The organism is Acinetobacter sp. F9 (assembly GCF_019195275.1).
Lineage (GTDB): Bacteria > Pseudomonadota > Gammaproteobacteria > Pseudomonadales > Moraxellaceae > Acinetobacter > Acinetobacter pseudolwoffii.
This window is the reverse complement of sequence record NZ_CP078068.1, coordinates 813,997-826,471: the sequence shown is the minus strand read 5'-3', so window position 1 is coordinate 826,471 and position 12,475 is coordinate 813,997. Positions and strand designations below refer to the sequence as shown.

The 12,475-nt window shown below is 44.4% G+C and carries 12 protein-coding genes; 7 read left to right on the top strand and 5 right to left on the bottom strand.

Annotated features, from left to right (window positions below; genetic code table 11):
- Positions 1–106: 106 nt before the first annotated feature.
- Positions 107–1,039: a hypothetical protein gene (locus KT990_RS04030; protein WP_100534844.1), complete on the bottom strand. Its 933-nt coding sequence runs from the start codon at positions 1,037–1,039 to the stop codon at positions 107–109.
- Between the two features lie 240 nt (positions 1,040–1,279).
- On the opposite strand from KT990_RS04030, the gene KT990_RS04025 reads away from it, so the two are divergent.
- Together KT990_RS04025 and KT990_RS04020 are read left to right on the top strand one after the other, a co-directional pair.
- Positions 1,280–1,765 (top strand): YaiI/YqxD family protein, encoded by a 486-nt coding sequence (locus tag KT990_RS04025; protein ID WP_005097638.1) that lies wholly within the window; start codon positions 1,280–1,282, stop codon positions 1,763–1,765.
- Positions 1,766–1,777: 12 nt separating this feature from the next.
- Complete coding sequence (locus tag KT990_RS04020) at positions 1,778–2,692, top strand: DMT family transporter (RefSeq protein WP_218209202.1); 915 nt, start codon at positions 1,778–1,780, stop codon at positions 2,690–2,692.
- Positions 2,693–2,701: 9 nt separating this feature from the next.
- Here KT990_RS04020 and KT990_RS04015 read toward each other — a convergent pair whose 3' ends face one another.
- A complete protein-coding gene (locus tag KT990_RS04015; protein WP_218209201.1) occupies positions 2,702–3,265 on the bottom strand; it encodes a PilZ domain-containing protein in 564 nt (187 codons plus the stop codon).
- Between the two features lie 26 nt (positions 3,266–3,291).
- Here KT990_RS04015 and KT990_RS04010 point away from each other — a divergent pair, with 26 nt between their 5' ends.
- The 3 genes from KT990_RS04010 (at position 3,292) to KT990_RS04000 (ending at position 7,755) form a co-directional block, all read left to right on the top strand.
- Positions 3,292–4,527 (top strand): lipoprotein-releasing ABC transporter permease subunit, encoded by a 1,236-nt coding sequence (locus tag KT990_RS04010; RefSeq protein ID WP_005097633.1) that lies wholly within the window; start codon positions 3,292–3,294, stop codon positions 4,525–4,527.
- Entirely contained in the window at positions 4,520–5,203 is a 684-nt protein-coding gene (lolD, locus tag KT990_RS04005; RefSeq protein WP_005097632.1) for a lipoprotein-releasing ABC transporter ATP-binding protein LolD, read from the top strand. Before KT990_RS04010 ends, lolD begins: the two co-directional genes overlap by 8 nt.
- An 86-nt stretch (positions 5,204–5,289) precedes the next feature.
- Entirely contained in the window at positions 5,290–7,755 is a 2,466-nt protein-coding gene (locus KT990_RS04000) for a DNA internalization-related competence protein ComEC/Rec2 (protein ID WP_218209200.1), read from the top strand.
- Here KT990_RS04000 and KT990_RS03995 read toward each other — a convergent pair.
- On the bottom strand, positions 7,744–8,718 hold the full coding sequence (locus KT990_RS03995; protein ID WP_074383365.1) for a lysophospholipid acyltransferase family protein: 975 nt from the start codon (positions 8,716–8,718) through the stop codon (positions 7,744–7,746). The two genes, KT990_RS04000 and KT990_RS03995, sit on opposite strands and share 12 nt — an antisense overlap.
- A 126-nt stretch (positions 8,719–8,844) precedes the next feature.
- On the opposite strand from KT990_RS03995, the gene sppA reads away from it, so the two are divergent.
- Positions 8,845–9,867: a signal peptide peptidase SppA gene (gene sppA / locus KT990_RS03990; protein ID WP_005097629.1), complete on the top strand. Its 1,023-nt coding sequence runs from the start codon at positions 8,845–8,847 to the stop codon at positions 9,865–9,867.
- Positions 9,864–10,667, top strand: coding sequence for an alpha/beta fold hydrolase (locus KT990_RS03985; RefSeq protein WP_005170030.1), 804 nt, complete (start codon positions 9,864–9,866; stop codon positions 10,665–10,667). Before sppA ends, KT990_RS03985 begins: the two co-directional genes overlap by 4 nt.
- A 61-nt stretch (positions 10,668–10,728) precedes the next feature.
- Here KT990_RS03985 and purN read toward each other — a convergent pair whose 3' ends face one another.
- Both purN and purM read right to left on the bottom strand, forming a co-directional pair.
- A complete protein-coding gene (gene purN / locus KT990_RS03980) occupies positions 10,729–11,358 on the bottom strand; it encodes a phosphoribosylglycinamide formyltransferase (protein WP_218209199.1) in 630 nt (209 codons plus the stop codon).
- 6 nt (positions 11,359–11,364) lie between these two features.
- Positions 11,365–12,435 carry a phosphoribosylformylglycinamidine cyclo-ligase gene (gene purM / locus KT990_RS03975; protein ID WP_100357838.1) on the bottom strand — a complete coding sequence of 357 codons (1,071 nt, stop codon included), beginning with the start codon at positions 12,433–12,435 and terminating at the stop codon, positions 11,365–11,367.
- Positions 12,436–12,475 lie beyond the last annotated feature (40 nt).

Here is a 12,475-nt window from a genome sequence, read left to right as displayed (position 1 = left end):
AAAAAATGGGTAAAAAATAATCAAAAAAATAAAATTAAAAACAGAAAATACGGATTAAAAAAAGAAGATCCCCATCAAAAAGAAGATCTTCTTTGTTTATTTTAACTTAAGCTGATTTTCTATAAATATTGGCCTGAATCCACAGATTTCCACGAATATATTGACCAATCTGGAAATTTTTATGCTGCTCATTCCGCGTTGCAATCCGGATCAAGGTGGCTGGTTGACCTTCATCATGAATCAGTGTGACATCATACAGGGTATAGTCCTGATCCATAAACTGCATGGCAGTTTTACCGACAATATTGCCCTGAAACCAGGCTTCATCTTCCTGGCCCATGGTTTCACCATAAAGATAAGCCACCATTTTAGAGAAATCTACAGTAACAGGTGCTTTATCTTCTTCTGACTGTGGCTGCCAGGCATCAATCTGTTCCTGCAAATTATCGGGTGCCACGCCTTGGTTGGCTGCCAGAATATCATTCAAGGCACGGTGATGCTTGATCGAAGCCGGATCATCCACCACCAGATGTTCATGGTCAGCCACTGCTTCAAGCTCATAGGCCCAAGCATTCAGATTCACCACATAGGACTGGTCTTTTTCATAATGCGGATGATTGACGCTATACAGACTATCGAAAGCATAAATAATATTGTTGGCACCCAGATTCAGACGTAATACCGCCTGAGTATTGGATTTGCAGGAAATAATTCGGTCGATGGTCGCTTTGACCTGATAAGGACTGTCAAAGCAGGGGAATGCAGTTTTTACGGCCTGTGGCTTATTATTTTCTATGGCGATCACTTGGCTCAATTGCACCGCAGCTTTACTCGGCCCCTGAATCAGCCAGGTATTTTCATCCATATCACATTCTTGTGTGCAAATGCCCATCGGCATAATAGGCGCATCAAGAGCTTTGCCTAACCACTGTGGCACATCTGTACCTGGATTCTCGGTGAGTAATGTCCAGTGTTCGACGTGACTACCGAAATTCTGATCATCAATGGTGATGATCTCTGGGCTATTCTGATTTTTCATATGCACAATTGATCTTGGATGACTTATTTATAGTTAATCGAGGGTCATTACGATTTTTCAAGTCAATCGAATGAATTTTCAAATTAAATGCAGTCAATTTTTTTTCTAGACTGAATCACAGTTACGGCTCAAATCAAATAGATTCAAAAAAACATGAGCGACAGCAGCGATGAAAATGCAACGATTTAATCATCAACCTGATCCTCTCAATTTGCTAGAATACCCAGGATTTATACCTTAATGGGAAACCCTGTGTTGCCATTCAAACTTTGGGTCGATGCTGATGCATTACCCCGTATTTTAAGAGATGTGATTATCCGTGCGTCGGATCGCTATCAGTTGGAAGTGACTTTTGTGGCCAATCAGTCGGTGGGCATTACGCCTTCAGTCCGGATTAATTCAATTCAGGTGATGAGTGGCGCTGATGCTGCAGATAAAGAGATTATTCTGCGCATGAAAGAGCATGATATTGTCATGACCCAAGATATTCCCCTGGCGGCAGAAGTGATTGAAAAGGGCGGGATTGCCATTCATCCACGCGGTGAAGTGTATACCACGGCCAATGTCAAAGCACGTTTACATCTAAGAGACTTTATGGATAGTTTGCGTGGTGCCGGTGTGCAAACGGGTGGGCCACCTCCGATTTCAGAGCGGGATAAGCGTGAATTTTCAAGCGCACTGGATCAAACCATTCAAAAACAAAAACGTAAAACATCTGCACTTTAAGAGCAATCGCGCATGTCAACACACACCAATATGGTTGTGACCTATCTTTTATTGGTTTTTATCTGGGCCACTACACCGCTAGCCATTGTCTGGAGTGTGAGCGATCTGCATCCGCTCTGGGCACTGGCTCTGCGATTTTTTCTGGCATTGCCTTTTGCATTTATCTTGTTGTGGCTGTTTAAAACCCGTTTTCCTGTCGATTCTCTCTCGATGCACAGTTATCTGGCTGGAGCTTGCAGTTTTATTGGCTCGCAGATTTTTACCTATCTGGCCACGGATTATCTCAGCTCAGGCATTATTGCGCTGATGTTTGGTCTGGCACCTATTATTACCGGATTGATTGGCCGTTTCGTGTTTCAGCTCAAGCTCTATCCTTCACAGTGGTGCGGGATGGCGATTGCCCTGACTGGTTTGGCGGTGATTTGCCTCGGTGGCAAAGACCAGCACATTCAGCCAATCGGTATTGGTCTGATGCTACTGAGTGTGTTTATTTATTGTGTTTCGATGTTTTGGGTCAAAAAAGTCAATGCACCCTTACAACCGATGGCGCAAGCGGCCGGTTCCATTGCAGTTTCAGCAGTCATGGCCTGTGCCATGTTGCCATTTATCTGGCAATTTGCGCCGACCCAGATCCCACAGGCTAAATCGCTGATTGGACTCAGTTATGCTGTAATCATGGCTTCCTTAATTGCCATGTTCTGCTATTTTAGACTGGTGCAGAAAATCAAGGCGACCACTTTGTCATTGACCACTGTATTGACGCCGATGCTGGCCTTATTTGTCGGGGTAATTCTGAATGATGAAAAATTATCGGGTGGGGCTGTCTTCGGTGTTGTTATCTTGCTGGCTGGTTTGTTGCTATATTTTTCCAGAGAAATTAAAGCGAGCTATGCAGCTCGCCTTCCATCCAGTATTCACAATGACTAAATCAGTGATTTAAGCAAAGTTGGCTTTGACACATTCACCCAGTTTGACACGGTCTTGTGGGTGCATGGTAATGAAATAAGCACCGGTCCGGAATTTGCTATTTTCTTCTTCACGACTGTAGGCCACCTGGGCGGTTGCCGCAATATGGAAGAAATTTTCCGGGTGGCTTAAAGTCACGTGCAGATGGGTGCCTTCAGTGATGGGGCGGTCACTAAAGAAACTAAAACCGGTTTCCGAAAAGTTCACCTGCTCTGGTACAGGTAACATGCTTTGTACAATTGCGTCATACAAAGAACCGGTAATAAGGTTTAATTTTTGGTTGAATAAGGATAAGATTCGAGCAATTTGTTGATCTTTTTCAGATAATTGTTCTAATTCGTAGTTAACCGCATGATCAAATTGATCTAGCTCTGCAAGTAGTAGAAAATAGCGGGGCAAGACGAAGTTAGAGTCATAAGGATCATTTAAGGCAACATCATCGGAAATAATCTGATAATTAATTCGTAAGGCAGCATCGATGCGAGACATAACGCGTCTTTCCGTGTATCCGTTTGGATGCTGTACATTTTCCATAATTTATTACCTCGGACTAGATGGTTATGTTTAAACCAATCTCGCTGTATATAGGGTTGAAATATACTCGCGCACGGCGTAGTAACCACTTCATTTCTTTTATTGCATTGGTCTCAATGATCGGTCTCACGCTCGGTGTAGCAGTCCTCATTACAGTTTTGTCTGTGATGAATGGGTTTGACCGAGAGTTGAAAAATCGTGTCTTGGGAATGATACCTCAAGCTACTGTTTCTTCAACGCAAATTCTAACAAATTGGCCCGAACTTGCAAAGCAGATTGAGCAGCATGAGCATGTCCAGGGGGTTGCACCATTTACCCAATTACAGGGCATGCTGACGGCACAGGGACAGGTTGCCGGGATTATGGTCAGCGGGATTGAACCCGAGTATGAGAAAAAAGTATCCATTATACAAAACCATATGGTCGAGGGCAGTATTGATAGCCTGAAAAAAGGTGAATTTGGTATTGTTCTGGGTAAGCAGATGACCGATGCCATGGGGGTTGGTTTAAACGATAATATTACCCTGGTATTGCCAGAGGCAACCCCTTCACCAGCAGGTGTGGTGCCTCGTTTCAAACGCTTTAAAGTGGTAGGAATTTTCAGTATTGGTGCTGAAGTCGACTCGATGATGGGATATATCGCTTTAAATGATGCTTCAACTTTGTTGCGCCTACCAGATGGTGCACAAGGCGTGCGTTTAAAACTGGATGATATTTTTGTCGCACCGCAAGTGTCTCAGGAAATCGTGCGAGATTTACCAGCCAACTTCTACGCATCTGACTGGACCTATACCCATGGTAATCTGTTCAGCGCGATCCAGATGGAAAAAGCCATGGTCAGCTTGTTATTATTCCTGATTGTGCTGGTAGCGGCATTTAATATCGTTTCATCACTGGTGATGGTGGTGACGGATAAAAAATCGGACATTGCGATTTTACGGACTTTGGGTGCTTCGCCTGCCACTATTACCAAAATCTTTATGGTGCAAGGTACGGTGATTGGGGTGATTGGGACATGTGCCGGCGCAATCCTCGGGATTATTGCAGCGACCAGTATCAGTAGCTTTATCGGCTGGTTAAACAATACTTTGGGTCTGAATATGTTTGATGCCTATTTTATCAATTATCTACCTTCTTATTTGCGCTGGCAGGATGTCTTGGTCATTGTCGGCTTATCATTGGCCTTAAGTTTTGTCGCGACGATTTACCCCGCTTTACGTGCAGCAAAAATTCAACCGGCAGAGGCTTTGCGTTATGAGTAATCTGATTTTAGATGCCCAGAATATTCACAAATCCTTTACCGATGGCAAAGCCACCGTCGATGTGATTCGAGGCTTGTCGCTGCAGGTCAAAGCGGGTGAGTTTGTCTCGATTGTCGGTTCAAGTGGTTCTGGTAAAAGTACCTTATTGCATGTTTTGGGTGGACTGGATCGGCCAACATCAGGGCAAGTGATGGTCAATGGTCGCCGTTTCGATACCCTGTCTGAAGCAGAACGCGGCTATGTGCGCAATGAGCATTTGGGTTTTGTGTATCAGTTTCATCATCTGTTGCCAGAGTTTACGGCACTGGAAAATGTAGCCATGCCCCTGATGCTCCGCGATAATGTGAAATTTAAAGAAGCCAAACAGCAGGCTGAATACTTGCTGGAGCGGGTTGGTCTTTCGCATCGTCTGACACATAAGCCAGGTGAATTATCTGGAGGTGAGCGCCAGCGTGTGGCCTTAGCGCGTGCAGTGGTGGGCAAACCTAAACTGATGATGGCGGATGAACCGACCGGAAATCTGGATCGTAAGACTGCAGCAAAGATTTTTGAACTGCTCACCGAATTGCAACGTGAATTCAATATGGCGATGCTGATTGTGACGCATGATGAACAACTGGCACATGCAGCAGACCGAATTTTACATATGCAGGATGGTCTGTGGGTCACACCCTAAATCAAGAGAATATTCGCATTTGATTGAAGCTCACTCCGGTGGGCTTTATTATTGGGTGAAATAATAACCATAAAGAATAAGATCCAATGTTGCAGTGGCTGTGTATCGGCTGGATTTTAGGTCTGGCCTGTATGGGGAAAAGTTTTCTGTTTGTTCAACTGAGCAGCACGGTCGTTCTAATCGCGGTATTACTGTGGTATCTGGGTTGCCGTAAATTAAAGCACATTTTCAACACACCATTCAGTAATTTGGTCATGACTGGTTCAAGCCTGTTGTTAGGATTATTTCTAGGCCATGGCTATGCCAATCTGCAACTGTCTGAACGCTTGTCGACGCGTGAACATGAAGTCTCCGAAAAACAGATCGTGGTGCATATCAAAGACCTGAATAAGCTTGGTGAGCAGAATATCCAGCAAGCTCTGCATGTGCTCAGTCCTGATGGCAGTACAGTTAAATGGATGGGCTTTTTGCCTGTCCAAGAACCCGTGACTCAATCCAGTTTGATAAATACGCAGATAAAGCAGCACTCCCTTGAACTTGGACGATATTACTTAATTCAAGGCCAAATCCGACCTCATCATAGTTATGCCACCCCCGGATCTTTTGACGCTGAAAAGTGGGCATTACAGCAAAATATCATGGCCGGTTTCCGAATCAAGAGCATTCAGGAGTTACAACCGCAACAACTTTATGCGCTTGGTCATGGCAAATATTTACGCCAGCAGCAAAATTTAAGTCCGCGAATTTTACTTTGGGTAGAGCGGCAGCGACTGGCATTAAGAGAATTTGTAGCCAGGCAACCCGTACAGCATAAAGGTTTGTTATTGGCCTTATTAAGCGGTGATGAAAGCCTGTTAGATCCAGCGACAGAGCGACAATTCCAGCGTTTTGGTATGAGCCATTTATTAGCCATTTCCGGGCCGCACGTTCTGATCTTTGCCTTGATGGTCTGTGGTACTTTGCAATATCTGATTTCAAGATTTATGCCGCATATTTATCTGAAATGGCCAAGGCAGTATTTTTTGAGCCTGCCTTTTTTACTATGTGTCTTGCTGTACTGCGCCTTTGTGGGCTTTGAAATTCCAGCGCTACGCACTTTATTGATCTGCGTGATTGTGACCTTTACCTTGTTGCTCAGGCAAAATGTGCAAGCTTTAAAATTACTGATTCTGAGTGCTGCCTTATTATTGCTCTTTGATCCTTTCAGTATTTTGTCGGCTGCATTCTGGCTGTCTTATGGGGCCTGTTTTGTTTTGCTGCGAATCTATCAGACCATTCAGCAGCAACCGCGTCAGATAGAACAAACCTTATTACAACGGCTATATTTTGCGTTGAAAGTGCTGCTGGAATCACAATGGAAAATCTTTCTGGCACTATTTCCCTTGATGATGCTGTTTTTTAAGCAAATCGCCTGGATTACCCCATTCAGTAACCTGGTCGCGATTCCATGGATTGGGCTGCTGATTGTGCCTATAGATATTCTGGCGGCTTTGTTGTTTTTTATTTCAGAGCCACTTTCCAGTGTGGTATTTCAATTGAATGATGTTTTCATTCACATGCTGCTGGCATTTCTGGATCTGCTTGATCGGCTGTTTGCTCCACAACTGATTCCGGTGGCGATGAATGTCTGGATGATTACGCTGTGTATTCTGGCCTTAATTATTGTATTTTTACCGCGTGGCCTATTGCCCAAAAGCTGGACGGTGCTTGCCTGTGTGCCGCTGTGCATTCCTCAGCTCAATCAGCATGCATTTCAGCTCTCTATTCTGGATGTGGGGCAGGGACAAGCAATTTTTCTTCGGGATGGAGCACGCAGTATGATGGTCGATATGGGCGGCTATTATGATGAAGAAAAATTCAGTATCGGTCGACAGGTGATTCTGCCATTTCTGTCTGTGCAAGGTGTGGGTAAGCTGGATCAACTGATTTTAACCCATCTGGATCAAGATCATAGTGGCGCTTATCACAGTATTAAACATCAATTGAAAATTAAAGAGGTATCGTCCAATCAGATTCCTGAAATAGCGCACTCCTCCCGTTTTCAGTTCTGTCATCAAGGTCAGCAGTGGCAATGGTCTGAAGATATTCAGTTTAAAATTTTGGCACCTCGGCAGCAGCAGTTAAATACAGCCCATTTCAATAAAAATGACCGGTCTTGTGTGGTATATCTGCAAGTTAAAAATGCCGGGCCTTATCAAAATTTTTTACTCATGGGCGATGCGGGTTGGGAGACTGAGTATCAGCTGCTCCAAGATTATCCTGAGCTTAAAGTTGATGTGCTGGTGCTTGGACATCATGGCAGTCAGCACAGCTCAGCCTATCAGTTTTTAGAAGCTTTACGGCCCAAACTGGCAATTGCTTCGGCAGGAAAATTTAACCGTTATGGTCATCCGAGCCAACTGACGCAGCAACGGCTCAAAGCACTCAATATTCCATTACTGACTACAGCCGAACAGGGCAGTTTGCACTTTCAGCAACAAGGTTCCAAACTGATACTTTCTGCCGAACGGCATCAATGGCAATGGTTATATCGTCAGTCTTTAAATTACTGATTCTAGAGCAGGCTGATCTTTAGGCAGAGCTTGCATTCTCAAGGCGTTCACTTTGGCCAAAGCCTGTTCATGCTCCAGTGTATAAAGATTACCCAAATCTTGATGCGCATTGAAGCGTTTATAGCTCCAGTGATAATGTTCAGGATGGCGGCGGATTAAATCTTCAATACTGTTGATAATAACTTGCGTACCCTGATTGGCATTGCCACTATAAATTTTCTCATCAACTGCCTCGATGAAGATATCAAAACCATCTTCGGTATTCCGCAGGGCATATAGAAACAGGGCGCGGGCTTTGGTCTTTTGAATCAGCTTGGCACTTAAATTACTGGTGGCCAAAGGCACCCCAAAATACGGTATATATTCACCACCGACATTTGGGGTATGGTCTGGCAAGATCACGGTGGTGCCACCTTGTTTTAAGGCCTTAAAAATCTGACGGACGCCAGATTCATCGGTCGGCACCAGATGTGCCTGTTCGCGGCTACGCGCAGCCCGTACAAACTGATCCGCTGCCTGATTTTTTACAGGTTTATACATAATGGTCATGGAAGTAAACTGGGCGACATAGGCATTCATGATTTCCCAGGTACCAAAATGTGGCACGATTAACACCAGGCCTTTATTTTGTGCCAGTGCATCATGCAGTAGATCTTCGCCAATGACGCGATGCACCCGTTTGATATTTTTCTGATTAGTTGAGCCCCAAATGGTAAAAAACTCGAAATATGACATTAATTCATTGCGAACCGCAGCACGGTTAATACGCTCACGTTCGTCATTGGACAGTTCAGAAAGGCTGATCTCGAGATTGAGGCGAATGATTTCCGAAGTTTTGGTGACTTTGAAACTGTTCACAATAAAGGCCAGAAGACGGGCCATCCATCGAGAAACCGGAAGCGGTTGGCGGCTAATGTATTTGAGTAAACCGTAAGCTGAATTCCGTGAGTCCTGTTTGGTCATTGATTTCGTCTAAGTACAATAAAAAGAGAACAAAATTTATTATAGGCGAAAACGTTTTGTTTAGACAGAATTACCCGATTCAGTGTATATAATGGGTTCAATATAAATCAATTTATTGGATTATTTATGTCCGATTGGCCACCAAAACCTGAAAATCAAATACAAAATACGCAACAGCCAGTTCAACCGACTGGTCCGGAATGGAAATTGCTGGAAAAAGCGGTTTTAGCTTCGGTTGAAGAGCAGCGCCGTGCGCGCCGTTGGGGAATTTTCTTTAAATTCCTGACTTTTGCTTATCTGCTTGTGGTGATTTTGGCACTCGGCAAGAGCTGTAGTTCAGTTTCCTCAGATGCCAGCGCTGGCGCAGGTGCTCATATTGCCGTCGTCGATATTATTGGTACGATTGCTGCCGACAAGCAGAGTGTCAACAGTAGCAATACGATTAAATCGCTGAAAAAAGCTTTTGAAAATAAACAAAGTAAAGCCGTAGTGCTGAATGTCAACTCGCCGGGTGGTTCACCGGTACAGTCCGATGAAATCTGGCAAGAAATTCAGTATTTGAAAAAGCAGTATCCCGAGAAAAAACTCTATGCAGTGATCGGTGATACCGGTGCTTCGGGTGCTTATTATATCGCTTCTGCTGCGGATGAGATCATTGTCAATCCATCGAGTTTAGTCGGTTCGATTGGTGTGATCATGCCAAATTATGGCGTGAGTAATTTGCTGCAAAAGCTTGGTGTTGAAGATCGCACCATGACTTCAGGTGACAATAAAGCCTTGCTGTCGATGACTCAACCAGTCGATCCTGCACAAAAAGCCCATGTACAAGGTGTCTTGGATAATGTGCATAGTCACTTTATTAATGCGGTAAAACAGGGGCGTGGTAATAAACTGAAATCAACCGATCCTGCGATTTTCTCTGGTTTGTTCTGGACCGGTGATCAGGCGGTGAAATTAGGAATTGCAGATCGGATTGGAAGTTTAAATACCTTGAAGCGCGAACTTAAAACTGAAAGAGCCTTGAATTATACGATTGAATATAGTCCATTTGAGTCCGTATTGGGTCGCATGGGCTCATCGATTGGTGACGGAATTGCCACTTCAGTTGCGCAGAAACTTCAGTCAGAAAACAGTACGACATTGCAATGAAACCATTGATTCATTTCGCGCACGCCAATGGCGTGCCATCGAAAGTCTATCAAAAGCTGTTTGATGGACTGCAAGATGATTACGATATTATCTATGTGCCGCTCTTAGGGCCTGATAAACGTTATCCAGTGGATAACCATTGGAAAAGCCTGACTCAGCAAGTGATTGACAGTATTGTGCGTCAGTCAAAAGGTCGACCGGTGATTGGTTTGGGACATTCTCTAGGATCAGTATTAACTTTCCAGGCTACCTTGCAGCGTCCCGAACTGTTTTCGCAGATGATCATGCTGGACCCGCCGATGATTATGGGTAAAGAAGCCTTTGCCTTGCATCTTGCGAAAACTTTGCGCTTAAAAGCTTTGGACAGAATGTCTCCGGCAGGCCTGTCCAAGCGCCGTCGTGATCATTGGGATTCACGTGAACAGGCAGCAGCGTTGTTGCGTCCTAAAGGTTTTTATCAAGACTTTGATGCAGATTGCTTCCAGGCCTATATTGAGCATGCCTTGCAAGATGATCCGATTCGGGGCGGAGTAGAACTCACCATTCCTAAAAAGGATGAAGTGGCCGTGTTTAGAACCAATCCGTCGCTATGGTGGTTGCCTCAGGCGAAACCGAAAGTTCCGGTACATTTGGTCGTGGCTGAGCAAGGTCCATTTCTGGCCCGCAAGTTCCCGCAGCAGGTCGAAAAGAAATTTGGTATTCCTTTTACCGTGGTAGAGGGAGGACATATGTTTCCCTTGGAACAACCCGATCAGGTAGCGGACTTGGTAAAGCAATTGATTCAGCAACAATCTGTTTGAATCATTAAAAAGAGAATATAAAAAACGCATCCGAGGATGCGTTTTTTATATTTAAATGATGTTAAAACTTGCAGAATTGAACAGGTTCTTGCATTTTCTCGTTTCGATATAGCACACCGTTTTCAGTGTGTTGAATGGTACCGCTACAAATCCATTCTACGACTTGAGGATAGATTACATGTTCAAGGCTATGCACACGCATTGCCAAACTGTCTACCGTATCGTGGTGAGAAACCTTGAGCACACCTTGAGCAAGCGCTTGGCCTGCGTCAAGTTCAGCCGTGACATAATGCACCGTACAGCCGTGCAGAACATCACCGGTATTGAGTACACGCTGATGGGTATGCATGCCTTTGTAATAAGGCAATAGAGAAGGGTGAATGTTCAACATTTTACCTTCCCAGGCTTTTACAAATTTTTCACTTAAAATTCGCATAAAGCCGGCAAGTACCACCAGATCCGCATCCCAGTCCAGCAGTTGCTGATGCATCACATCATCAAACGCTTCTCGGTTTGGATATTGCCTGTGTTCAATAACTGCAGTGTGAATTCCTGCTTGTTGCGCACGCGTTAAAGCAAAGGCTTCAGGTTTATTGGAAATCACGCCGACAATTTGCCCTGAAAGATTGGCATCAATCAAGGCTTGTAGATTTGATCCGCTACCTGAAACAAGTACAGCAATTTTAATCATGCGAAATTATGCGAAGATCACACGAATTTTTTCGTCTGCACCTGCAACCGATTCAGCATTGTCTTGAATCTGCCCCATTGTCCATGCTTTCTCACCAAGACCGTTGAGTAATTCAACAGTTTTGTCAGCTTCATTTGCATCAACCACAAGCACCATGCCGACGCCACAGTTAAAGGTACGATACATTTCAAACTGCTCTACACCGCCTTCACGTTGTAAAAGTTTGAATAGCTCAGGCCATTCCCAAGAAGATTCATTCACAAGCGCTTGAGCACCATTTGGAAGGACGCGAGGTAAGTTACCTGGCAAACCGCCACCGGTGATGTGTGCCATTGCGTGTACATCGACATGTTTAAGCAATTCAAGAATCGATTTGACATAAATACGGGTTGGTTCCATTGCAACATCTGCAAGTGGGCGACCATCAACGATTTGAGTTAAATCAACATTTTTCACGTCTAGAATTTTACGAAGCAGTGAGTAACCGTTTGAGTGTGCACCTGAAGAAGCAACACCAATTAAAACGTCACCGGCTTTGACTTTAGAGCCATCAATAATTTTGCTTTGCTCAACGACACCGACACAGAAACCTGCAAGATCGTAATCTTCGCCTTCATACATGCCTGGCATTTCAGCAGTTTCACCGCCGACCAGTGCACAGCCAGCAAGCTCACAACCAGTACCGATACCAGTGACAACATTTGCAGCAACATCCACATTCAAATGACCAGTTGCATAATAGTCGAGGAAGAACAGTGGTTCAGCACCACACACGAGAAGGTCGTTAACACACATTGCCACCAGGTCTTGACCAATTGTGTCATGACGGTTCAAATTCAATGCTAAACGTAATTTTGTACCCACACCATCTGTGCCAGATACGAGAACAGGTTCTTCATAACCTTTAGGAATTTTACAAAGTGCACCAAAGCCACCTAGACCGCCCATAACTTCGGGACGTGAGGTACGCTTAGCGACAGATTTGATACGATCGACTAACGCGTCGCCCGCTTCAATGTCGACACCTGCATCTTTGTAGCTTAAACCAGTATTTGGGGTAGAAGTTGAGTTGCTCATAATGAAGTCTCCGCATTCGCGGTGGCGATTATAACCTGAA

What these genes read in the sequence shown, in the direction of transcription:
- KT990_RS04030 (WP_100534844.1), bottom strand. Translation starts at nt 1,039, where the DNA reads ATGAAAAATCAGAATAGCCCAGAGATCATCACCATTGATGATCAGAAT.
- KT990_RS04025 (WP_005097638.1), top strand. Translation starts at nt 1,280, where the DNA reads ATGGGAAACCCTGTGTTGCCATTCAAACTTTGGGTCGATGCTGATGCA.
- KT990_RS04020 (WP_218209202.1), top strand. Translation starts at nt 1,778, where the DNA reads ATGTCAACACACACCAATATGGTTGTGACCTATCTTTTATTGGTTTTT.
- KT990_RS04015 (WP_218209201.1), bottom strand. Translation starts at nt 3,265, where the DNA reads ATGGAAAATGTACAGCATCCAAACGGATACACGGAAAGACGCGTTATG.
- KT990_RS04010 (WP_005097633.1), top strand. Translation starts at nt 3,292, where the DNA reads ATGTTTAAACCAATCTCGCTGTATATAGGGTTGAAATATACTCGCGCA.
- lolD (WP_005097632.1), top strand. Translation starts at nt 4,520, where the DNA reads ATGAGTAATCTGATTTTAGATGCCCAGAATATTCACAAATCCTTTACC.
- KT990_RS04000 (WP_218209200.1), top strand. Translation starts at nt 5,290, where the DNA reads ATGTTGCAGTGGCTGTGTATCGGCTGGATTTTAGGTCTGGCCTGTATG.
- KT990_RS03995 (WP_074383365.1), bottom strand. Translation starts at nt 8,718, where the DNA reads ATGACCAAACAGGACTCACGGAATTCAGCTTACGGTTTACTCAAATAC.
- sppA (WP_005097629.1), top strand. Translation starts at nt 8,845, where the DNA reads ATGTCCGATTGGCCACCAAAACCTGAAAATCAAATACAAAATACGCAA.
- KT990_RS03985 (WP_005170030.1), top strand. Translation starts at nt 9,864, where the DNA reads ATGAAACCATTGATTCATTTCGCGCACGCCAATGGCGTGCCATCGAAA.
- purN (WP_218209199.1), bottom strand. Translation starts at nt 11,358, where the DNA reads ATGATTAAAATTGCTGTACTTGTTTCAGGTAGCGGATCAAATCTACAA.
- purM (WP_100357838.1), bottom strand. Translation starts at nt 12,435, where the DNA reads ATGAGCAACTCAACTTCTACCCCAAATACTGGTTTAAGCTACAAAGAT.